This is a genomic window from Micromonospora sp. NPDC048935 (genome assembly GCF_043197875.1).
In the GTDB taxonomy this organism is placed as follows: domain Bacteria; phylum Actinomycetota; class Actinomycetes; order Mycobacteriales; family Micromonosporaceae; genus Micromonospora.
Genome location: NZ_JBICTZ010000001.1, coordinates 813209 through 832578 on the forward strand (window position 1 = coordinate 813209; position 19370 = coordinate 832578).

Consider the following 19370-nt stretch of genomic DNA (forward strand, 5'->3'; position numbering starts at 1 on the left):
TCGTCACCGTTCTGCCGACGCCGTCGGCTGGGGTTGCTGTTGCCAGGGATCTCCGGTCGCGCCGGCGGCGAGGTGTTCCTCGTAGCTGGCCACCTTGGCGTTGACCAGATCGAGGCAGTCGCCCAGTTGCGCGAGCTGCTCGGTGATGTGACGCCGGTGCTCGCGCAGCAGGTCGAGCCGTTCGGCCTCGTTGCCGCTGCCCTCGCGGACGAGCTGGGCCAGGCGGCTGATCGTTGAAAGTGGCATCCCGGAGGCGCGGAACTTCACGCAGTTCGCCAACCACTCGACGTCCCAGGCGCTGTAGACGCGCCGGCCGGCACTGTCACGCCGCACCTCGCTGGCGAACAGACCCTCCCGTTCGTAGAGCCGTAGGGCGTGCACGCTCAACCCGGTGCGCTGCGCCACCTGTCCGATGCTCAGGTCCCTGTCCGACACGTATCGACCGTAACCCGTTGACCTAGACCGCGGTCTAGCACCTAGCGTCGGCGGCATGACCAGCGACACGACCCACGCAATGTTCGGCGCCCACAGCACGACCGGCGACGTCCTCGCCGGAATGGACCTCAGCGGCAGGACCGCTGTCGTCACGGGCGGATACTCCGGCCTCGGTCTCGCCACGACCCTCGCGCTGACCCGGGCCGGGGCTCGGGTCGTCGTCCCCGCTCGCCGGCCGGACGCGGCCCAGCAGGCGCTCGCCGGCGCAGCCGGGGTCGAGATCAGTCAGCTCGACCTCGCCGACCTTGCCTCCGTCCGTGCGTTCGCCGAACGGTTCCTCGGCAGTCATCCCACCCTCGACATCCTGATCGCGGGTGCCGGGGTCATGGCCTGCCCGGAGACACGGGTGGGGCCCGGCTGGGAGGCGCAGTTCGCGATCAACCACCTCGGCCACTACGCGCTGACGAACCTGCTGTGGCCGGCCCTCACCGCAGCGGGCAATGCTCGGGTCGTCTCGGTCGCCTCCGGGCGCGATCCCTCGTGGCGGATCCGGTGGGACGACGTGCAGTTCGCGCGCGGCTACGACAAGTGGGAGGCATACGCCCAGTCCAAGCTCGCGAACATCCTGTTCGCCCACCATCTCGACCTGCTCGGCAGACCGCACCGGGTCCGCGCGTTCTCCGTCAGCCCCGGCTATATCCAGACCCCGTTGCAACGACACCTCGCGGTCGAGGAGATGGTCGCCGCGGGCTGGATCGACGCGGACGGGACTCCCGCGCCGGGCCTGTTCAGGACCGTCGAGCAGGGTGCGGCGACCCAGGTCTGGGCCGCCACGTCACCTCAACTCGACGCGTACGGCGGCGACTACTGCGTGGACTGCCAGGTCACCGACGGCAACCCCACCGACGGCAGTGCGGCGGCCCGGCTCTGGGCGCTCTCGGCCGACCTGACCGGTCTCGATCTCACTGACCGAGCCTGACCCAGCTTGCCTGCTCCCGCGTGCGTTCACGGCCCACCGTGCTGCGGAACGCGCGGTGGCCGTCCGTGACCTGCTGGCCAGGTGCGTCGCGGCGATCCGCGACTCCGGTCAGCCGGACCTGGATCGCTGAGGCAGGTCGATCTGTGCGTGGCACGCATATTTGCGCGGCACGCAATTAGTGCTACCGTGATGGCATGACGGGGCTGCGGGAGCGCAAGAAGGCCGAGACGCGGGCGGCGCTCGGCTGGGCGGCTATCCACCTCACCGTGGAGCGCGGCTTCGACAACGTCCGCGTCGAGGACATCGCCGAGGCGGTCGGTGTGTCCCCGCGTACCTTCAACAACTACTTCTCCAGCAAGGCCGAGGCGATCGCCTCCCGCCATCTCGACCGCAGCCGCCGCACCGCCGCCGCGCTGCGCGAACGCCCCGCCGACGAGCCCCTCTGGGCGGCGCTGACCCAGGCCGCGCTGGAGCAGTTCACGCGCGGCCCCGAGGTCGAGGCGATGCCGTCCCCGCCACACGACCAGTGGGCAGCCGGCGTCCGCACCATGCTCGCCGAGCCCGCGTTGCAGGGTGAACGACTGCGGGCCGTCGCGATCGCCGAGGCAGAGTTGGCCGCCGCGGTCGCCGAGCGCACCGGCACCGACCTCGCCACCGACATGTATCCGCGGCTCGTCGCCGCAGCCGCCAGCGCGGCCGTCGCCGTCGCCATGCAGCACTATCTCGACAGCGCCGACCCGCCCGCCCCGATCGAGCACCTGGTCACCGACGCTTTCACCCAGGTCGCCGCCGGCCTCCCTGCGCCGCCCCGCTGAGCCCCGGCACCACCTCACCAACGTCTCCAGCCGCGGCACACCGCGGCGGGCCGGCCGCGCGCCGCGCCCGCCGTGGCGATGACGCACGCCCAGAACGGATCACGAAAATGATCGATGTCCTCATCGTTGGCGCCGGCCCCAACGGCCTCATGCTCGCCTGCGAGTTGGCCCTCGCCGGCGTCCGCCCCGTCGTCCTCGAACGCCACGCCGCGCCCACCGCCGAGCCCCGCGCCAACGGCCTCGTCGGCCAGGTCGTCCGCCTGCTCGACCGCCGCGGCCTCCACGCGCGGCTCAGCGGCGAGAGCACGCCACCAGCCCCCCAACCAGCCTTCGTCTTCGGCGCGTTCCCGCTGGATCTCACGGTGCTCGCGGAGAACCCGCACTACGTGCTCGGCGTGCCGCAGGCCCAGCTCGAGGCCGCCCTCGCCGCCCGGGCCGCCGAACTCGGCGTCGACCTGCGCCGCGGCCACGAGGTCGTCGACCTCCGCCAACGCCCCGACGCGGTCGAGGTCCACCTCGCCGACGGTACGCGGCTCACCTCCCGTTTCCTCGTCGGTGCCGACGGTGGCCGCAGCGCGGTGCGCCGCCTCGCCGGCATCGAATTCCCCGGCCACACCGTCGACCGGTCGATATCCCGCACCGCCACCGTGACCGTCCCCGCGTCCGCCCTCGATCCGGAGACCGGCGGTCTGCGCGTTCCCGGCCACGGGGTCGTCCCTCCGTTCCAGCACACCCGCACCGCCCGCGGTCTGATCGCCTGGGCCCCGTTCCCCGGCCGCCCGGCGATCCTGAGCACGACGGAGTGGCCCGACGCGCCAACAAGCGACGAGACCCCGATGGACCTGGCGGAGCTACGCGCCAGCGTCGCCCGGGTGCTCGGCGCCGAGATACCCGTCGACGCGCCGGAGGGCCCCGGCCTGCTGCGGCGGCTGACCGGCGGCAACACCCGCATCGCCGCCCGCTACCGCGCCGGCCGGGTGCTGCTGGTCGGCGACGCCGCGCACGTGCACCCCGCGATCGGCGGCCCCGGCCTCAACCTGGGCCTACAGGACGCGGTCAACCTGGGCTGGAAGCTCGCCGGCACGGTACACGGCTGGGCGCCGCAGGGCCTGCTCGACACGTACGAGACCGAGCGTCGCCCCGTCGCCGAACGGGTCGTCATGTCGACCCAGGCCCAGTCGGCGCTCATCGGCCCCGGCGACGAGATCACCGGCCTGCGGGAGCTCTTCGCCGAACTGCTGCGCAAGCCGGAGGTGACCGGGCACATCGCGGCGTTGATGTCCGGCGCGGACATCCGCTATCCCGCCGACCCCGCCGACCCGTTGGCCGGCCGCTTCGCCCCCGACGTGATCGTGCGCCGCGACCACGGCCCGATCCGTCTCGCCGAGTTGACCCGCGCCGCCCGACCGCTGCTGCTGGACTCCACGGGCGCCTACGCCGGGGTTGCCGCGCCGTGGCGAGACCGGGTCGACGTGGTCACCGGCCCACTGGAGGGCACGACCGCGACCGCGATGCTCGTACGCCCCGACTGCTTCGTCGCCTGGTCCGCCGGGGACGCCGGTACGCTGTGCGCCTCGCTCACCCACCACTTCGGCGTCCCGCGATGAGGGGGCAACCACGATCGCGCGTGGACGCGGATCAGGGCCTGCGGCGTAGTTCGCGTAGCACCCCGTGCCGGCGCGCGGCCCAGGCGAGGCGTCGGACGCTCGGGTGCCGGACGAACAGCACCGCCACCTGGCGGATCAGGCCGAGACGGTTGTCGCGCGCCTGGTTGTCGACAGCCTGCCAGATCAGCTCGCGCACCTTGGCGCTGTCCAGCACCGCCCGCAGCTCACGCCGCACCGCGGGATCCTCGGCGGCGGAAGCGAAGGCGGCGACCTGACCCGGCCTGTCCGCCAGCGGCTCCAGTGCCGCCGCGACGAGTGGACGGCGTACCTCGTCCTGCTCCAGCAGCAGCAACACGGCTTCCCGAATCTCGACCGTGTCCAGGGCGGACCGCAGCAGGCTCAACAGGCTGCGCTCCACCTCGCGGTCGTGATCCGCGGCGGACAGCGTGGCCAGCAGCACCGCCACCTCGTCGAGGTCGATGAGGTGGCGCAACCCGCTGCGGAACTCCGGCAGCCCCCAGGCAACCTGCAAAGCCTTGACGAGATTACGGTTCATGAACCATCCGCTACCCGAAAGCGACGGCCGGCGAAACCCGCGGCCTGCCCGATCGCGGGCCGCGTCGGACACTTCTCGAGTGCCCGTGGGGACCGAGGCGTCAGCCGACGACAGGGGTTCGTCGAGGAAAGTCGCGTCGGCCGGTAAACCGTGCGAGCCGATCCGGTGTCTTGCAGGTTGACGAGGCTCGGGAGGGCGGATGCGTGATTCGCGTGGGGCGGAGTTCGACGACTTCGTGCGCACCCGATCGGTGGTGCTGTTGCGGGTTGCCTTTCTGCTGACCGGGGACCGGCACGCGGCGGAGGACCTGCTTCAGGAGGTGCTGGAGCAGGTGTACGTGCGCTGGCGTCGGGTGCAGAGCAGCCCCGAGGCGTACGCGCGACGTGCGCTGGTCAACCGGTCGATCAATCGGTGGCGTTGGCGTGCCCGGCGTCCGGAGCGGGCGTTGGGTGACCACGACGGGGTTGCCCGGGACCATGCCGACTCCGTCGCGGTTCGCGAACTGGTCGTCGGGGCGCTGCGGGCGTTGCCGGCTCGGCAGCGGGCCGTGGTCGTGCTCCGTTACCTGGAGGATCTGCCGGTCGCCGATGTCGCGGCGGCGATGGCCTGCTCCGAGGGTGCGGTGAAGAGTCACGCCTCGCGTGGGTTGGCGCGGCTGCGGGAGGTGCTGGCGGATTCGAGTCTGGCCATGCCCATCACGGAAACGGGGAGTGCGCGATGACGAGGAACGACAGTGACGTGCGCGAGATCTTGCAGCGCGCGACGGATGACCTGGTCGCCCCGGCGGGTCTGCTCGGCGCGGTGCGCCGGGGTGGGCGGCGCCGGGTGGTGCGCCGCCGGGCGGTGTTGGCGGCTGTGTGCGCGGCCGTGGTGGCCCTCCCGGTGGCGGGCGGACTTCGGCTGGCCGGCGACGCCGGAGAGACCCAGGTCGCCGCACCGCTGTTCGACGAGCCCACGCGCGGTGACCTGGCCGCCGACGAAGGCTACCTGCGGCAGGTCCGCACGACGTGGGATCGTCATCTGAAGCAGATCGGCGAACCCACGAGCGGCCCGCCGCACGTTGTCTGGGCCGGCATGACACCTGCTGGGCCGGCCGCCTACGTCGCCGACGGCACCCTGCGCCCCACGACCGTGGGGTTCGTCGAACCCACCGCGGACGGGCCGCGCGTCGGCACCCTGACGCAGGTGGACGACTCGGGGACGGACGGCCTCGAGCAGGCCACACTGCTCGGATCCCAGCGCGACGTGCTCCTCGTCCTCGACTTCGGACAACCTGTGGAGTTCTCCCCGGAACTGCGCTTCCTGCCCGATGGCAAGGTCGAGCGGACGTTCACGCCTGTGGCGTTCCGCGACGGTGCGGCTGTGCTGTCGGTGCCCCCACAGCGCACGAAGCTCACCGTCGCGCTCGCCAGGACGCCAGTCGACCGGATGAACGTGATCCACATCAGCAACACGTCGCTTGTCCTCTTTCCCGACGGAAAGGACCGGCCGGCGTCGCCGCTCCTCCGTCACACGTTGCCCGGCACCGAACAGGTGTGGGGCAGCGATCCGGCAGCCGAAGACGTGAGCGCGCCCGTCGAGGCCATCGCCGACTACATCGACCCGGTGGGCTCGCACACGCACAACGGGTCCCCCCGTCTGTCGGTCTACGGGGCAACCCCGGACGGCCGGCGGCTCCTCGTGGAGAGCATCCAGTACGACGACTACCCCTCCTGCGTCATCGTCCTGCTCGCCGGCAGGAACCGTCCCTTCGAAGCGGTGGCCAGCACGACCACGGACTGGCTGGCACCCCTGCCGGTACGGCTACGACTGCCCGACGACCAGGGCGTCTTCGTCGCCGCCGAGGGGTCCGCGCTGAGCTACCGGATCGGCGACGGGCAGTGGCAGGACGCCGGCCGTGACGCGGCACTCCTACCTGCCGGCGCCACCGACGTCCGTGTCACCGACGCCAATGGAACCGCCACGAGCGTCCCCGTCGGGCCCTGATCCAGGCGACCGGCCGCCAGCCCCGGCCGGCGGCCGGCGGTGGCGTTCCCGCGCCGAATCCGTCCGTCACCGAGGACCGCGGGGGCGGGCGAGTGCTCAGACGATGCGACGGAGCACGGTCTCCACGGCGTCGATCAGAGGGTCACCCGCGGTCCGCGGGTGCCGGGCGAGACCGAACCCGACGTCCGGCAGGACGGGCAGGGCATTCGTGTCGCGGCAGATCATGACCGGTTCGAGGTTCGCGGGCATGAGCGCCGCGACGCCGAGCCCGGCCCGTACCGCGGCGAGCACCCTGACCAGGCGCGGCGTTGGTATCGCCGTGCTCAATCCACCGATGCGCGCCGAGGACGAGGGCGTCGCCGCGGAACGCCCTCCACGCAGGCAGTGGCTGGGCGCCAAGATGATCGCCGCGCTGACGGTGGCGTTCGCACAACGACGCTGCTCGGTGGCGTTGACCTCCCCATCGTCGCCACGCTCCGGGAAGCCGGTCAGGTGTCCCGGGCCGCAGTGGTCATCGTGGTGTTCGGCCTGTCGGCAGTCGTCGGTGGACTGATCTACGGCGCGCTGACCCGGCCGCTGCCCACCTGGCTGCTGCTCGGCCTGCTCGGGCTCGTGACGATTCCCGCCGGGCTCGCCCACGACTGGCCTGGCTGTGCGTGGCAGTCGTCGCCAGCGGGCTACACATCGGACACTCCGAGATCGCAGCTGGGCGCGGTAGCCGCCCATCGAGATGACTCACCTGCGGCGCAGGAACGCATGAAGTGTGTTGCCGCTGCCCACCGGCGTCACGTTGACAAGCTCCCACCCGAGGTGACTGAGCTGGTCGGCGGCGGCGAGCGCCTGGGTGATGCTGTCCCCGCCGACGGCGTAGGCGGCCACGGCGAGGTGCCGGTGCGGGTAGGCACGCAGATCGACCCGTTGCTGCAGGACCGCCGCCGCGGTGACGACGCGGTGGCGAGCGACGGATTCGATGGTCTCCTGAGGCATGCCTCGACGATAGGGGCTACCGGCACGGCGGCCGGGCGGCCGCGGGGTTGGTGGAGGAGCGGGCGTGGCTCCGCACCGGCCCGGTGGAGCCCCGGCGCGCGTCCACGGCGAGCAGCAGGAGCGCGAGCAGCGTCAGCAGCCCACCGGCGAGGGCCAACATGCGTGCCCCCGAGGTGGACAGGAGGGCACCGCCGAGCAGTGAACCACCCGCGATGCCGACGTTGAAGGCGGTGCTGACGCCGGCCGACGCGATGTCGGTGCTGCCCGGGGCCAGATGCAGCATCCGGTTCTGCACGGCGGAGCCGAACGCCGCGTAGGCGAGGCCGATCCCGGCGAGGAGCGCGACCGCGCCGGGCCGGAGCGCGCCGAACGCGTACAGGCCGAACAGCGCGGCCGTGCCGATGCCCAGCGGCGTCAGCAGGGAGGCGACCGGCCGGGTGTCCAGGGTCCGCGCTGCCGCCAGGGTGCCGACGACGCCAGCGGCGCCGGCGGTGAACAGCAACGGCGCCAGCGACGCGTCGGCGAAGCCGCTGACATCGAGCAGGAACGGTGCGACGTAGGTCTGCAGGGCCATGAAACCGCCGATGCCGAGGGCTGTCGCGACAAGCAACAGGATGAAGCGCCGCCCGTCCGGTGCGCTGCCACGGGCGGCGCCACCAGCGGCCGGGGGATAGGAGGGCAGGAAGACGAGCACCGCGGCGGCGACGGCCAGACCGACCCCGGCCAGCGCCGCGAACGCCACCCGCCAGCCGGCGTGCTGTCCGAGCCAGGTGCCGAGGGGTACGCCGAGCACCGGGGCGAGCGTCGCACCGGTGGCGAACAGCGCCACCACCCGGCCGCGTACCGCCACCGGAAAGGGCCCGGTCACGGTCGCCGTGGCGACGGACCAGAACAGGGCCTGCGCGAGGGCGGTGGCGAGCCGGGACCCGGCCAGCACGGTGTACGTCGGCGCGAGCGCGGCGGTGCCGTTCGCGGCGGCGAACAGGAGCATCGTGCCGCCGAGCAGGTGCCGTCGGGGGATTCGCCGGGTCAGCCGGGCCAGCGGCACGGACGCCAGCACGACCACGACGGCGTACCCGCTGACCAGCAGACCCACCTCGGAGCGGGACCGGTCGAGATCGGGTGCGATGTGGGTCAGCAGGCCGACGGGCAGCAACTCGGTCGTGATGAACGCGAACGCGGCGAGGGAGAGCGCGACGAGCACGGCCCTGGCCCTGCGCGGCGACACCTCCGGTGCCCGTCGCCCACCCTCGTCCCTGGCCATGGCAGCGTCAGGATCGTGGCCGGAACGGGGCGAGCACGGTACGGATCTGGTCGGCCGCACCCCAGTCGTCGTCGAACTGGGCCAGCACGGCGAGGTGCTGTCGCAGCTGGACGATCGGCATGCGGGCCCGCCAGTCGTCGTCGAGCGAGGTCAGGTCCGCGTAGACGTCGAAGAACCGTCGCGCCTCGGGCGGGGGCGAGGTCGACCACAGGTGGGCGAGGTCGACCTCGGCCCACATGTAGGACACCGCCGGGTCGATCAGCGCGGGTTGCCCGTCCGGGGTGGCCAGGATGTTCTGGACCCACAGGTCGCCGTGCGTCAGGCAGGCGGGCCGGACCGGCAGCAGGTCGGGCAGCCGGTCACACAGTCGTGCCAGTGCCGCCCGGTCGCTGGCGTCGAGTGCCGCCTCCACGCGGGGCTCCCCGAGCCACCGAAGCAGCCGGTGCTCGGCGAAGAACGCGTGGCCGTCGTCCTGCCACGTGTTGACCTGGCGGCGACGGCCCAGCCAGTTGTCCTGGTGCCACCCGAAGCGAGGATGGGTCGTGCCCAGGTGCATGTCCGCGAGGAGGTGTGCGAGCCGCTCCCAGAAGGTCTCGCTGTGTGGCCTCTCCCACAACACCGACAACACGAGCAGTCGACGGTCAGCCAGGAGCACCTCGGGTGTGGCCACGCCGCCGAGCTCGCGCAGGGCGGCCAGCCCTTCCGCCTCCGCGAGGAAGACCCCGTCGTCCGGCTCGTCGGCGAACGCCTTGACGAACACCGACGGCGCGTCCCGGCGGGTGGCCATGCCCGCGAGCGCCGCGACCCCGCCGGCCACCGGCTGCACCGTGACGACCTCGTGCATCCCGGCTTCGAGGAGGCGTTCCAGCAGGATCGTCGTCGAGCGCATCAGAACGCACCCCTCACCGTCGGCGTGCTCGGTCGCCCCATCCTAGGGTCCGGGTCACCCGCCCTCACTCGCCTACTGGTCCATCATGGATCGACGCCACGGCAGGCGATGGCGGTCGCCGCCGGGCGTCGACGACCACAGCCCCCCGCCGCTGTCAGCCGGCCGTCATTCACCCGCAAGGGTGGCGCTTGATTAGATCGTCTTTCGTCAATAGATTGGGGGTGGGCGCCGCCGAGGTCCGGGTGACCGGGCCGTCGGCGACTGACAGGTCCACCCCGAGCCGGGCATCGCGGTCGTACGCACCGACCAGCCGCTGTGGCGCACCGCCGCGCCGCATCCAGGGCGCACTGTCGCGCCGCGTCCTCCAGGACGCGCGTCGCCGTGCCGCCTCCGTTCAGCTCGATGGCAGAAGGACCTCCCATGACGATTCTCCGCGCCCGCCCCGCTTCGACACTGGCGGTCGTCGCCGCGCTGGCCGCCGTGACCGCGACCGGAACGGCCCTGCTCACCAGCCCCGCCGCTGCGGCGCAGGGCTGCCGTGTCGACTACACGCCCAACCAGTGGTCCAGCGGATTCACCGCCAACATCAAGGTCTCCCCGGGCGACACCGCCGTCTCCAGTTGGACTGTCACCTGGACGTACGCCGGAGACGAACGCGTCACGAACGGCTGGAACGCCACAGTCAGCCAGTCCGGCGCGACGGTGACCGCCCGCAACATGTCGTACAACGGCAGCATCCCGGCCGGCGGCGCCACCGAGTTCGGTGTGCAGGGCACGTCCGGGTCCAGCGGCGGCGCGCCGACCGGGTTCAGCCTGAACGGCGTACCGTGCAATGGCGTCGGGCCGACCCCCACCACCGCGTCGCCGACGACGCCCCCGCCGACCACCCCGCCGCCGACGACACCTCCGCCGACCACGCCCCCGCCCACGACGCCGCCGCCGACCACGCCGCCGCCGGTCGGGTGCGCCGGGGCGGTGCTCTGCGACGGCTTCGAGAGCCAGACCGGTTCGACGCCGTCCGGCGACTGGACCGTGGTGAGCCCGGACTGTTCCGGCGCCGGTACGGCCACCATCGACACGACCACCACGCACAGCGGCAGCCGGGCGGTCCGGATCAACGGCGCGGCCGGCTACTGCAACCACGTCTTCATCCGCTCCACCAAGAATCTCGGCAGCGTGGGCAGCGTCAGGTACGGCCGGATCTGGGTCCGCCACACCACCGCCCAGCCCACCGAGCACACCACGATGATGGCGATGACCGACGCCGCCGACGGCAACAAGGACCTGCGGATCGGCGGTCAGAACGGCGCCCTGCAGTGGAATCGCGCCTCTGACGACGCGACCCTGCCCGAGCAGAGCCCGGCCGGGGTGGCGCAGAGCGTTCCGCTACCCACCAACCGGTGGACCTGCCTGGAGTTCATGGTGGACGGCTCGGCCGGTCAACTCCGTACCTGGCTGGACGGCAGCGCCATCGCCGGCCTGACCGCGGACGGCGTACCGACGCACGACATCGACGGCCAGTGGTACAACCGCACCTGGCGGCCGCAGCTCACCGACCTCAAGCTGGGCTGGGAGAGCTACGGCGGCGGGGCCGACACCCTCTGGTACGACGACGTCGCGATGGGGTCCAGCCGGATCGGCTGCTGACCCCTCGCCATCGGAGAGGAGGGTGCGGGGATCGTCGCCACGACCGATCTCCGCACCCTCTCTTCGCCGCTCCGGGGGCGACGAACCACCCACACGGCTCGGGTCAGCCGCGGCGGCCTGCCCACAGCGCGCTGTCCACGTAGTGGTTGTCGTAGCGGTCCTGGGTCTCGCCGACGTCCTGCCAGGTGGCGTCGCCCCGGTGCACCCTGTCCAGGAGTCGGTAGTAGTCGAACCGGGGCTTCCCGGGGGTGATCACCACCAGGAAGTCGGCGTCCTGTCCGTCGGCGGGGGCGAAGGCGTGCGGGGTGTTCGGCGGGACGAAGAGCGTGTCTCCCCGGTGCAGGGTGTGCAACTCGTCGCCGACGAGCATCTCCAGGGCGCCGTCGAGCACGAAGAACAGCTCGCCGGAGTGCGTGTGCAGGTGTGGTGGCGCGCCGTCGGTGCCGGGTCGCTGTCGAGAACCTCGGCCTGGGCCGCGCGTACCAGTGTCATTGTCGACTCCTTCGACGATCGCTGATTGTCCTTTGCTCTGCACCCCAATAGGCACCGGTCGCAGACAGTAGCCGTCGCACCCGCGGGTGCAGAGCAAAGGACAACCCTGAGTTGGCCCGACGTTCCGGTGCCAACGGGCACCCTCGCCGCGTTCTACGAGCTGCCCCGGCCCACCTGGACAAGCAGCTACAGGCCCTGATCCGGGCCGGGATTCGGATCGGGTGGGCTTCAGCTCCCGGCGCAGGTGGCGGTGGTGCCGCTGCCGCTTCCGGTGCCCTGGAAGCCGAAGCTGGTGCTCTGACCCGTGCCCAGTCGGCCGTTGTAGCTCTGGTTCGCGACGGTGATGGTGCCACTGGTACCGCTGGCGACGCCGTTCCACAGCGAGCTGACCGACGCTCCGCTGGGCAGGTTGAGGGTGACCCGCCAGCCGGTGAGCGCGGTCGTCCCCGCGGTGACGGTGACGGTGGCGACGAACCCGCCGTTCCACTGGTCCTGCACGGAATAGACGGCGGTGCACGCGGGGGTGCCGCTGGGTGGGGGTGTGGTGGGTGGCGGCGTGGTGGACGGGGGCGTGGTGGGCGGCGGTGTGGTGGGTGGCGTGCCGTCGTCGAGCGTCAGGTTTTTCTGTTGGACGCTCCACTGGGTGCGGCACAGGCCGCAGTCGGGGCCGACGAAGGTGCCGCCGGCGGTGGTGTCGCCCTTCAGCCGCCACTTGAGGTAGAGCACTGCCACCCGGCCGAACTCGCCGCCGTTGGGCTGGTCGTACGTGCCGCCGTGGCCGACGTTCAGGTTGCCCATGAAGGCGGGCAGCCCGGCCGGCAGCTTGCCCCAGTCGTCGATGGCGTTCGGGTAGGCGATGTCGCTGGGCCCGCCGACGAAGTAGGCGATCGGCTTGGTCAGTCGCCGGAGTTGGTAGTCGTCGGCATCGTTCAACAGGCCGCTGCTGAAGATGCCGGTCGTGGTGACGCGCGGGTCGTTCGAGACGGCGTAGGCCTCCAGACCTCCGCAGGAGAAGCCCGCGACGGCGACCTTCGTGGTGTCGATCCTGTTGAAGTACTTGCTGCCCGGTCGGGAGTTCTCCGCGACCGCCCAGTCGATGGACTGGGTGAGCATCTGGGAGGTGGTGGAGCCGGATCCGTTCGGGGCCCCGTTGGCGATGGCGAGGAAGCCGTGTGAGGCGATCTCGCGGAGGAAGTTGCCCTGGGAGAGGCCGTTGGCCGAGCAGCCGCCGTTGCCCCAGACGACGATGGGGAGGCGTTCGGACGGGAGTGTCTGCGGCCGGAAGATGGTGTGGTTGGCCAGGCTGGCCGAGGTTTCGTAGTCCGCTGGATAGGGGCCGGAACCGCCGACCGCGGCATCAGCGGGTGTCGCGCCGAGCGCCATGAGCGCGGATGTGATGGGGACGACGGCGGCGGCCGCCAAGCCCACACAGATCTTGGATCTCATTCTCATGTACCCCTCCAGCGGAAGTCGCGACGGCGCTCCCTGCGGCGGCGGTTGGGCAGGCGCGCCTCGACCATGGTCGTCAGCGCTGGTCACGGGCCAGGTCGACGTGGGCGGGTCGACCACCCGGCCGCGGTTTCCCGCAGGCGGTCCGAGGGGAGCGGTATGCAGTTACTATCACTGTCGTAACGAAGAGTGTCAATGTCTTCGCGGTGTCGTCAGCCCGCGTGGGGTGGGCCGCCACCTGTGCCACCTGTCGGTTCCGGTCGCGAGGGATCCCTCGAAGCCTGGAAGTGGGTGATCCACGACGAGGCGTCCGGCCAGTGCGGCGTCGCCACCTCGACGAGACGCGCCTGCGCGAGGGAGCCGAGCGTGCGGTGGATGTCCAGGAAGATCTCCCTGGCCTCCGGGCGTGGCCAGGGCGTCGGCAGCAGGTGCTGGGGCAGATCCGGGTCGAGGTCCGCGAACCGCCGCCAGGAGTCCATGGCGGACGTCCGGGCGACAAGCGCCCGGGCCGGGGCCACCTCCCCGTTGCGGGCCGCCACCCGCAACCCGGCGTACCGCTCGATGAAATCCGAGTACGCCGACGCGAGGGTTTCCAGGTCGTACGCGGACGCCGGGCCGTGCGGTCCGGACTCGTCGTCGAACCGGACGTGCAGGACCGACCACCGCGCACCGTCGACCTCGTGCAGCAGCTCGCGCAGCGCCTCCCGCACCGGTGCGGCATCAGATCCGGGCCGGATCCACACGCTGTCGTACAGGCCCACGAACCTCAGCGCGCTCAACGCCCTGCGCACGGCGTGCCGGGACGCCTGGCCGGCGCTCGGAACCGAGAAGGAGGCCATCACCCAGTCACCGGTCCAGTGCGGCGGGTGCGCGCCGAAGGTCAGGAAGTGCCGCATCCGGGAGCGATGCCTGGCGATCGCCGCGGCCGTGAGGTGGTAGACCGGTGGCCGCCGGTTACCCCGCGCCGCGATGAGGCCGCGCTTCACCAGCCGGGACAGCGCCGCACGGGCACTGGACTCGCTGACGCTGAACTCCCGCAGGATCGCGATGACCGCCGTGGACGGCAGTTGGGCATCCGCGGAGTCGAGATACTCGCCCAGCACCGTGGTCAGCAGATGTTGCGGGCTGGACCCGATCTGGGCTCGGGGGATTCGGACGTCGTCGGCGGGCTCGTGGGCACTCACCTCCTCAGGTTGCCCCACCACGGGGTGCGCGTCGTCGTCGGGCGGGCGGTGAGGGCGTAGCCGGCGGTCGTGACGCCCAGCGCCACACCCCAGCTGAGGAAGACGAGCAGTGTGGCGGTGACCGCCCAGCCGTCCCACACCTCCGACCACCGCAGCTCGCCCGTGACGAGTCGGTCGACGACCACCGCGGCGCTGAGCACGCCGTAGGCGACAAGTGTGAGCGCCACCATCCCGGCCGGAATCACCGCCAGCAGCCGGGGCACCCGTCGACCGTGTATCGCAGGTTCCGCGGGTGGCTGGCATGAAGGCCGGTCTCGGGGGATCGGGCGCTGGTCGTGCGGGTGGTGTCGGTTGGTGAGACCGACCCGTACAACGACTGGATCTGGATCACCGGGTTCGCGCGTGACGGTCTAGAGCCGTGTCGGCGGGCGCTCAATGGGCCGTGTCGGCGTAGACCTCCACGTCGTAGAGCAGTTGCACGTGCCGGCGGCCGTTCGTGATGCCGACGAAGGTCGGGTCGCCGGCCGGGGTGCGGCCCTGGCGCCACACCTCCGCGCGCGCCGCCTCCCGCGACTCGTGATGGGTCCTGCCCTCCTGGTGCAGCTGGAGAACGCGACGGGCGGTGATCCGGTCGCTGTCGAGGTGCACACGTAGCAGCGGCATTCGCCGACCTCCCTGCCGACCGGAACGGCCAACCTTCGCTTGTTCAGCTAGCTTACCGATGTTAAGTCGCCTGTCCAGTGGACTAGGGTGGCATCATGACCACCGCAGAGCCGGGCCTACCGTCGATGCCCACGGCCGGGCGACGAGACAGCCGCACGTCGTCGCCGGTATGGCTACGCGGGGAGTCACCGCGCACGCGACGACGGGCGCCGCTGACCCTCGGGCGCATCGTGGACGCGGCGGTGACGCTGCTGGACGAGCGGGGCGTCGAGGGTCTGACCATGCGCGGCCTCGCCCAGCGGCTCGACGTGACGGCTACCGCCCTGTACTGGCACGTGAAGACCAAGGACGACGTTCTGGACCTGGCCGTCGACGAGATCTTCGGCGACGTGCCCATCCCGGACGTGAGCGACGACTGGCTGGAGGACGCCCGCCTGCTCGCCCGAGCCTGGCGCGCCAGCATGCTGCGCCATCCCTGGGCGCCGAACCTGGTCGGCCGTCCGATGCTCGGGCCCAACGTCCTCGCCCGTACCGAATTCCTCCAGTCGGCGCTGGTGCGCGGCGGCTGCCACGGACTTCCCCTCGCGGTGGCCACGCGAATGCTGGCCAACTACGTCATCGGGTCCGCGCTCACCGAAGCCACGTGGCACCAGAGCGCGGACCCGCACGCGCGGGCCGCGGCCCGCGACCACATCGCCGCGAGGGCCGCCGCCTACCCGACCCTCGACGCCTCCGGCCATCTCGACGACACCCGATGGGACGACGACCTGCTGTTCGAGGAGGGCCTCGACGGCATCCTCCGGGCAGCGGCACGGACCGGGCTGCCGCAATGACCGGCGCGCCGTTGGCGTGACCGTGGGGGCGGGGTCGCCAGGCGAGCCGAAAGGCCCGGAGCGGACTGGCTCCGGGCCTTTCGGTTTCGCCCTCTGCTCAGGGACTGGTGCAGGTGGTGGTGGGCGGGGTGGCGCTGTCGCCGGTGGCGGTGAACCCGAAGGTGGTCGACGCGTTCGGGGCCAGCGTGCCGTTGTAGGCGGCGTTTCGAACGGTGACGCTGCCGGTGGTGCCCGTGTTGATGCCGCCCCAGAGGCTGCTGATGGCCTGGCCACTGGCCAGGGTCAGACCGACGGTCCAGCCGTTGACGGTGGCGGCGGTGTTGTTGGTGACCGTGAGCTCACCCTGGAAGCCGCCGGGCCAGTTGTTGACCATGCGGTAGGTGGCGGCGCAGCTTCCCGGCTCCCCGGTCGGCGGCGGCGTGGTCGGCGGCGGCGTGGTCGGGGGCGGCGTGGTCGGTGGGGGCGTGGTCGGCGGAGGGGTGGTGGGGGGAGTGGTGGATTGGAACTGGCTGAAGAATCTCCAGATCTCGCCCGAGGTCCAGGTCCTGGAGTCGTTCGGGCCGGACCCGTCGACCGGGCTCGGGGTGTGGTCTCCGTCGAACGCGGCCCACTGCACGGGATAGCCGGCTCGGCAGCCCGTGTAGGTGGTGGTGATGTGGGTGCCGCTGCCCCGGCTCGGTTCGCGGGGGCTCTGTGCGGTGCACCCGTTGTTCCTGACGAACGTGTCGCGCAGCGCCCGGCCCTGCGAGATGTTCAGCACGCTGTCGTAGATGCCGTGGATGCCGAAGTAGGGAACGGGTTGGGTGCCACCGTTGCAGCCGCTGAGGTTGGCGCCGGACAGGACGGCGACCGCGCGGATGACTGTTGGCCGGGCACAGGCCACGGCGTAGCTCATCGCGCCGCCGTAGCTCCAGCCCAGGGCGAAGCGTTGGGTCGTGTCAACGCAGAGATCGTTCTCGACCTGCCGGGAGATGTCGTCGAAGAGGGTCAGGTCCCGACCGTTGGTGTTGGCCCAGCCGGCGTTGATGCCCTGGGGCGCGACGAAGATCGTGGTGTTGTTCGACAGCGGCGCGAGCCCGTAGTAGCCGGCCGAGGCGACGTTGTTGGCCGAGCCGTTCAGCCAGTGGAATCCGAAGATCAGCCGGTAGGGCTTGTTTCTGTCGTACCCGTCCGGGATCCGCAGGATGTAGGTGCGACTCTGGCCGCTGCTCTGGATGGTGCGTGTGCCGTTGGTGAGCGTGGGGGCCTTGCCGCAGCCGGCGGTGGCCGCGAGGGTGCCGTTCGTCGCGGCCACCGCTTCTCCGCGAAAGCCGGCGTTCAGCACGCCACCGGCGGCCGCCGCGAGGAGAACCGCCGCGCCCGCGATGAACGAGAAGCGCTGTCTATGCTTCGCCATTGCTTGACTCCTTGCCACTGGTGGTGGTGCGGGACCGGTTCCGGCGACCGCCGGCCGCGCCCGTGGTGACACCGGGGAGGTGGATGACGGTTGCCGGCCGGTGTGGCGTGCGAGGCCGTACCGTCGCTGCCTGGTGTCCGCCGCGACGGGCGTGGGAAGCTGGGGTATGCGGCCGGACCGAGGTGGTCCGGCAACCGCCCGCGGTCGCCTGGCATCGGCGGAGCGGCCCGGACTGGTCACCGACCGGCAGGGGCGGCCGGAGGGCGTCGCCCTCGGCGTGCCGATGTCGATCGGCTGGGGTGATGGGAAGCGTGCCCTGCGCTCCCGCGCCGAAAGATAGCATGTCATCGATGTCGTGCTCAACCGTTCGAGGGCACACCCGCAAGCAGGCCGCAGAAGGCCATGGAGCGAGGAGTCGCAATGAACGTGGCTACCCTGGTCGGCGGCCTTGTCGCACTCTTCATCGTCGCGACAGCGCTCGTGAGAATACGCAGGCGCGGTGCGGCATCCGGGTCCGTTGGTCTGCTGCTGAGACTCCTCGCGATCGCGGCCACCGCCTGGATCGTCATCGCGCTGCTGCCCTTCACCATCGAGGACAGTGGCGGCGCGATCAGCTATCTGCTGGGTGTGCCGGTGGTCGCGGCCGTGTGTCCCCTCGTCGCCGACCTGACCCACCGTGCGGTCGGCATCACCACGACGGTCTCGGCGGTGGTGCTGCTGCTGTGGGCACTCCTCCTGGGCCTGGGCGTCGGTCTCTGGTTCGTCCTCCCGGCGCTGCTGCTGGGGATGGCCGCGATCGCCACCGTGCCGGGCCGAGGCGCGGCGGTGCGGGAAGAGCAGGATGCCTGAGACCGCCTGCCGGCCCGAGGTGGTGCGGACGATCAGAGCTGCCGCCGCACGTCCGCCAGCCGCTGCACGAGGAAGGCGCGCTCCACGTCGTTGTCGGTGAGGGTCAGCGCCTCCTCGTAGGCCGTCACGGCCTGGGGCCACTGCTGCAACTGGCGGAGGAAGTCGGCGCGCGAGGCGCTGAGATATCCGTAGGTGGCCAGGGCCGGATCGGCGAGCATCGGCGTGAGCGCGTCGAGGCCGGCCGCGGGGCCGTCGCGCAGCCCGATCGCGACGGCGCGGTTGAGGCCGACCACTGGCGACGGCCACATCCGGAGCAGGGTGTCGTAGAGCCCGACGATCTGGTTCCAGTCGGTGTCCTGCCAGGTTGGCGCCTCGGCGTGTACGGCGGCTATCGCGGCCTCCAGGGCGTACCGGGTCGGTGGCCGTCGGCGCAGCGACTCGGTCAACAGGGACAGGCCCTCGCCGATGAGCTGCCGGTCCCAGCGGGTGCGGTCCTGCTCGGACAGCAGCACCAGCCGCCCGTCGGCGGACATGCGGGTGTCCTGGCGTGCCGTGGTGAGCAGCAGCAGTGCCAGCAGGGCGCTGATCTCCGCGTCGGTCGGCATGAGCAGGTGCAGCATGCGGGCCAGACCGATCGCGCAGTCCACCAGGTCCTGCCGCACCAGGTGCGCGCCCAGCGGTGCGGTGTGGCCGGTGGTGAAGATGAGATGGACGACATCGAGTACGGCGTCGACCCGCTCACCGAGCTGGTCCGGGCCCGGTACCCGGTACGGGATGCGGGCCGCGGCGATCTTCCTCTTGGCCCGGGTGATCCGGGCGGCCATGGTGCTCGGCGGCACCAGGAACGCACGCGCCACCTCCGGGGTGGACAGCCCGCACACCAGGCGCAGGGTCAGCGCGACCCGCGCCGGCCGGGACAGCGCGGGGTGCACGCAGGTGAAGATGAGGCGCAGCCGGTCGTCGACCAGGCCATCATCGGGGCCCGGCACCGTCTCGTCGGCGACGAGCAGTGGCATCTTGCGGCGGAACACCGACTCACGGCGCAGGACATCCCGGGCCCGGTTGCGAGCGATGGTGGTGAGCCAGGCCCCCGGCCGGTCGGGAATGCCACTCTCGGCCCAGGTCTCCAGGGCCTGCGCGAACGCGTCCTGGGTGCACTCCTCGGCGAGATCGAGGTCGCGGGTCAGCTGGGCGGTGGTGCTGAAGACCTGGGCCCAGTCGCGGGGGGGGGGCGGGGGGCCCCCCCCCCCCCCCGGGTCGTTCCTACCTGGTCGCCCCCCCGCCGGATCTCCCCACCCCCGGGTGGCCCGCCCCCCCCCGGCAGCCCTGCCCCCCGGGG

Annotated in this window: 21 protein-coding genes; 8 read left to right on the plus strand and 13 right to left on the minus strand. The window is 71.8% G+C overall.

Features of this window, described 5'->3' with window-relative positions; all coding sequences use genetic code 11:
• Window positions 1-3: 3 nt before the first annotated feature.
• Window positions 4-435, minus strand: a complete 432-nt coding sequence (locus ACGFIW_RS04185) for a MerR family transcriptional regulator (protein WP_393310837.1) — start codon at window positions 433-435, stop codon at window positions 4-6.
• Window positions 436-490: 55 nt separating this feature from the next.
• Here ACGFIW_RS04185 and ACGFIW_RS04190 point away from each other — a divergent pair, with 55 nt between their 5' ends.
• The 3 genes from ACGFIW_RS04190 to ACGFIW_RS04200 all read left to right on the plus strand — a co-directional run bounded on the left by ACGFIW_RS04190 (window position 491) and on the right by ACGFIW_RS04200 (window position 3836).
• The gene (locus tag ACGFIW_RS04190; protein WP_393310838.1) at window positions 491-1414 is read left to right on the plus strand and encodes an oxidoreductase; all 924 of its coding nucleotides are present in this window, start codon (window positions 491-493) and stop codon (window positions 1412-1414) included.
• Window positions 1415-1608: 194 nt separating this feature from the next.
• Window positions 1609-2229: a TetR family transcriptional regulator gene (locus tag ACGFIW_RS04195; protein ID WP_393310839.1), complete on the plus strand. Its 621-nt coding sequence runs from the start codon at window positions 1609-1611 to the stop codon at window positions 2227-2229.
• A 107-nt stretch (window positions 2230-2336) separates the two neighbouring features.
• On the plus strand, window positions 2337-3836 hold the full coding sequence (locus tag ACGFIW_RS04200; RefSeq protein WP_393310840.1) for an FAD-dependent oxidoreductase: 1500 nt from the start codon (window positions 2337-2339) through the stop codon (window positions 3834-3836).
• 31 nt (window positions 3837-3867) lie between these two features.
• Here the strand turns inward: ACGFIW_RS04200 and ACGFIW_RS04205 are convergent, their stop codons facing one another.
• Window positions 3868-4392, minus strand: a complete 525-nt coding sequence (locus ACGFIW_RS04205) for a hypothetical protein (protein WP_393310841.1) — start codon at window positions 4390-4392, stop codon at window positions 3868-3870.
• A 199-nt stretch (window positions 4393-4591) separates the two neighbouring features.
• Between ACGFIW_RS04205 and ACGFIW_RS04210 the strand changes: the two genes are divergently transcribed.
• The gene (locus ACGFIW_RS04210; protein ID WP_393310842.1) at window positions 4592-5113 is read left to right on the plus strand and encodes a SigE family RNA polymerase sigma factor; all 522 of its coding nucleotides are present in this window, start codon (window positions 4592-4594) and stop codon (window positions 5111-5113) included.
• On the plus strand, window positions 5110-6378 hold the full coding sequence (locus tag ACGFIW_RS04215) for a hypothetical protein (RefSeq protein WP_393310843.1): 1269 nt from the start codon (window positions 5110-5112) through the stop codon (window positions 6376-6378). Before ACGFIW_RS04210 ends, ACGFIW_RS04215 begins: the two co-directional genes overlap by 4 nt.
• Before the next feature lie 96 nt (window positions 6379-6474).
• On the opposite strand, the gene ACGFIW_RS04220 is transcribed toward ACGFIW_RS04215, so the two are convergent.
• From ACGFIW_RS04220 to ACGFIW_RS04235, 4 genes are all read right to left on the minus strand, one after another.
• A complete protein-coding gene (locus tag ACGFIW_RS04220) occupies window positions 6475-7017 on the minus strand; it encodes a hypothetical protein (protein ID WP_393310844.1) in 543 nt (180 codons plus the stop codon).
• Window positions 7018-7113: 96 nt separating this feature from the next.
• Complete coding sequence (locus tag ACGFIW_RS04225; protein WP_393310845.1) at window positions 7114-7365, minus strand: transcriptional regulator; 252 nt, start codon at window positions 7363-7365, stop codon at window positions 7114-7116.
• Window positions 7366-7381: 16 nt separating this feature from the next.
• Window positions 7382-8629 (minus strand): MFS transporter, encoded by a 1248-nt coding sequence (locus tag ACGFIW_RS04230; protein ID WP_393310846.1) that lies wholly within the window; start codon window positions 8627-8629, stop codon window positions 7382-7384.
• A gap of 7 nt (window positions 8630-8636) precedes the next feature.
• Complete coding sequence (locus ACGFIW_RS04235) at window positions 8637-9518, minus strand: fructosamine kinase family protein (RefSeq protein ID WP_393310847.1); 882 nt, start codon at window positions 9516-9518, stop codon at window positions 8637-8639.
• Window positions 9519-9938: 420 nt separating this feature from the next.
• Between ACGFIW_RS04235 and ACGFIW_RS04240 the strand changes: the two genes are divergently transcribed.
• On the plus strand, window positions 9939-11165 hold the full coding sequence (locus tag ACGFIW_RS04240; RefSeq protein WP_393310848.1) for a cellulose-binding domain-containing protein: 1227 nt from the start codon (window positions 9939-9941) through the stop codon (window positions 11163-11165).
• Window positions 11166-11268: 103 nt separating this feature from the next.
• Here the strand turns inward: ACGFIW_RS04240 and ACGFIW_RS04245 are convergent, their stop codons facing one another.
• The 5 genes from ACGFIW_RS04245 to ACGFIW_RS04265 form a co-directional block, all read right to left on the minus strand.
• Entirely contained in the window at window positions 11269-11712 is a 444-nt protein-coding gene (locus tag ACGFIW_RS04245; protein ID WP_393310849.1) for a cupin domain-containing protein, read from the minus strand.
• 173 nt (window positions 11713-11885) lie between these two features.
• Entirely contained in the window at window positions 11886-13109 is a 1224-nt protein-coding gene (locus ACGFIW_RS04250) for a cellulose binding domain-containing protein (protein WP_393310850.1), read from the minus strand.
• Between the two features lie 209 nt (window positions 13110-13318).
• Complete coding sequence (locus ACGFIW_RS04255) at window positions 13319-14290, minus strand: PaaX family transcriptional regulator C-terminal domain-containing protein (protein WP_393310851.1); 972 nt, start codon at window positions 14288-14290, stop codon at window positions 13319-13321.
• Window positions 14287-14553 (minus strand): hypothetical protein, encoded by a 267-nt coding sequence (locus ACGFIW_RS04260; RefSeq protein ID WP_393310852.1) that lies wholly within the window; start codon window positions 14551-14553, stop codon window positions 14287-14289. Before ACGFIW_RS04260 ends, ACGFIW_RS04255 begins: the two co-directional genes overlap by 4 nt.
• A 169-nt stretch (window positions 14554-14722) precedes the next feature.
• On the minus strand, window positions 14723-14953 hold the full coding sequence (locus tag ACGFIW_RS04265) for a hypothetical protein (protein ID WP_393310853.1): 231 nt from the start codon (window positions 14951-14953) through the stop codon (window positions 14723-14725).
• Window positions 14954-15048: 95 nt separating this feature from the next.
• Here ACGFIW_RS04265 and ACGFIW_RS04270 point away from each other — a divergent pair, with 95 nt between their 5' ends.
• Window positions 15049-15786: a TetR/AcrR family transcriptional regulator C-terminal domain-containing protein gene (locus tag ACGFIW_RS04270; protein ID WP_393310854.1), complete on the plus strand. Its 738-nt coding sequence runs from the start codon at window positions 15049-15051 to the stop codon at window positions 15784-15786.
• 97 nt (window positions 15787-15883) lie between these two features.
• Here ACGFIW_RS04270 and ACGFIW_RS04275 read toward each other — a convergent pair whose 3' ends face one another.
• Window positions 15884-17182 (minus strand): cellulose binding domain-containing protein, encoded by a 1299-nt coding sequence (locus ACGFIW_RS04275; RefSeq protein ID WP_393310855.1) that lies wholly within the window; start codon window positions 17180-17182, stop codon window positions 15884-15886.
• Window positions 17183-17602: 420 nt separating this feature from the next.
• Here ACGFIW_RS04275 and ACGFIW_RS04280 point away from each other — a divergent pair, with 420 nt between their 5' ends.
• The gene (locus ACGFIW_RS04280) at window positions 17603-18031 is read left to right on the plus strand and encodes a hypothetical protein (protein WP_393310856.1); all 429 of its coding nucleotides are present in this window, start codon (window positions 17603-17605) and stop codon (window positions 18029-18031) included.
• 32 nt (window positions 18032-18063) lie between these two features.
• On the opposite strand, the gene ACGFIW_RS04285 is transcribed toward ACGFIW_RS04280, so the two are convergent.
• On the minus strand, window positions 18064-19218 hold the full coding sequence (locus tag ACGFIW_RS04285) for an RNA polymerase sigma factor (protein ID WP_393311248.1): 1155 nt from the start codon (window positions 19216-19218) through the stop codon (window positions 18064-18066).
• Window positions 19219-19370 lie beyond the last annotated feature (152 nt).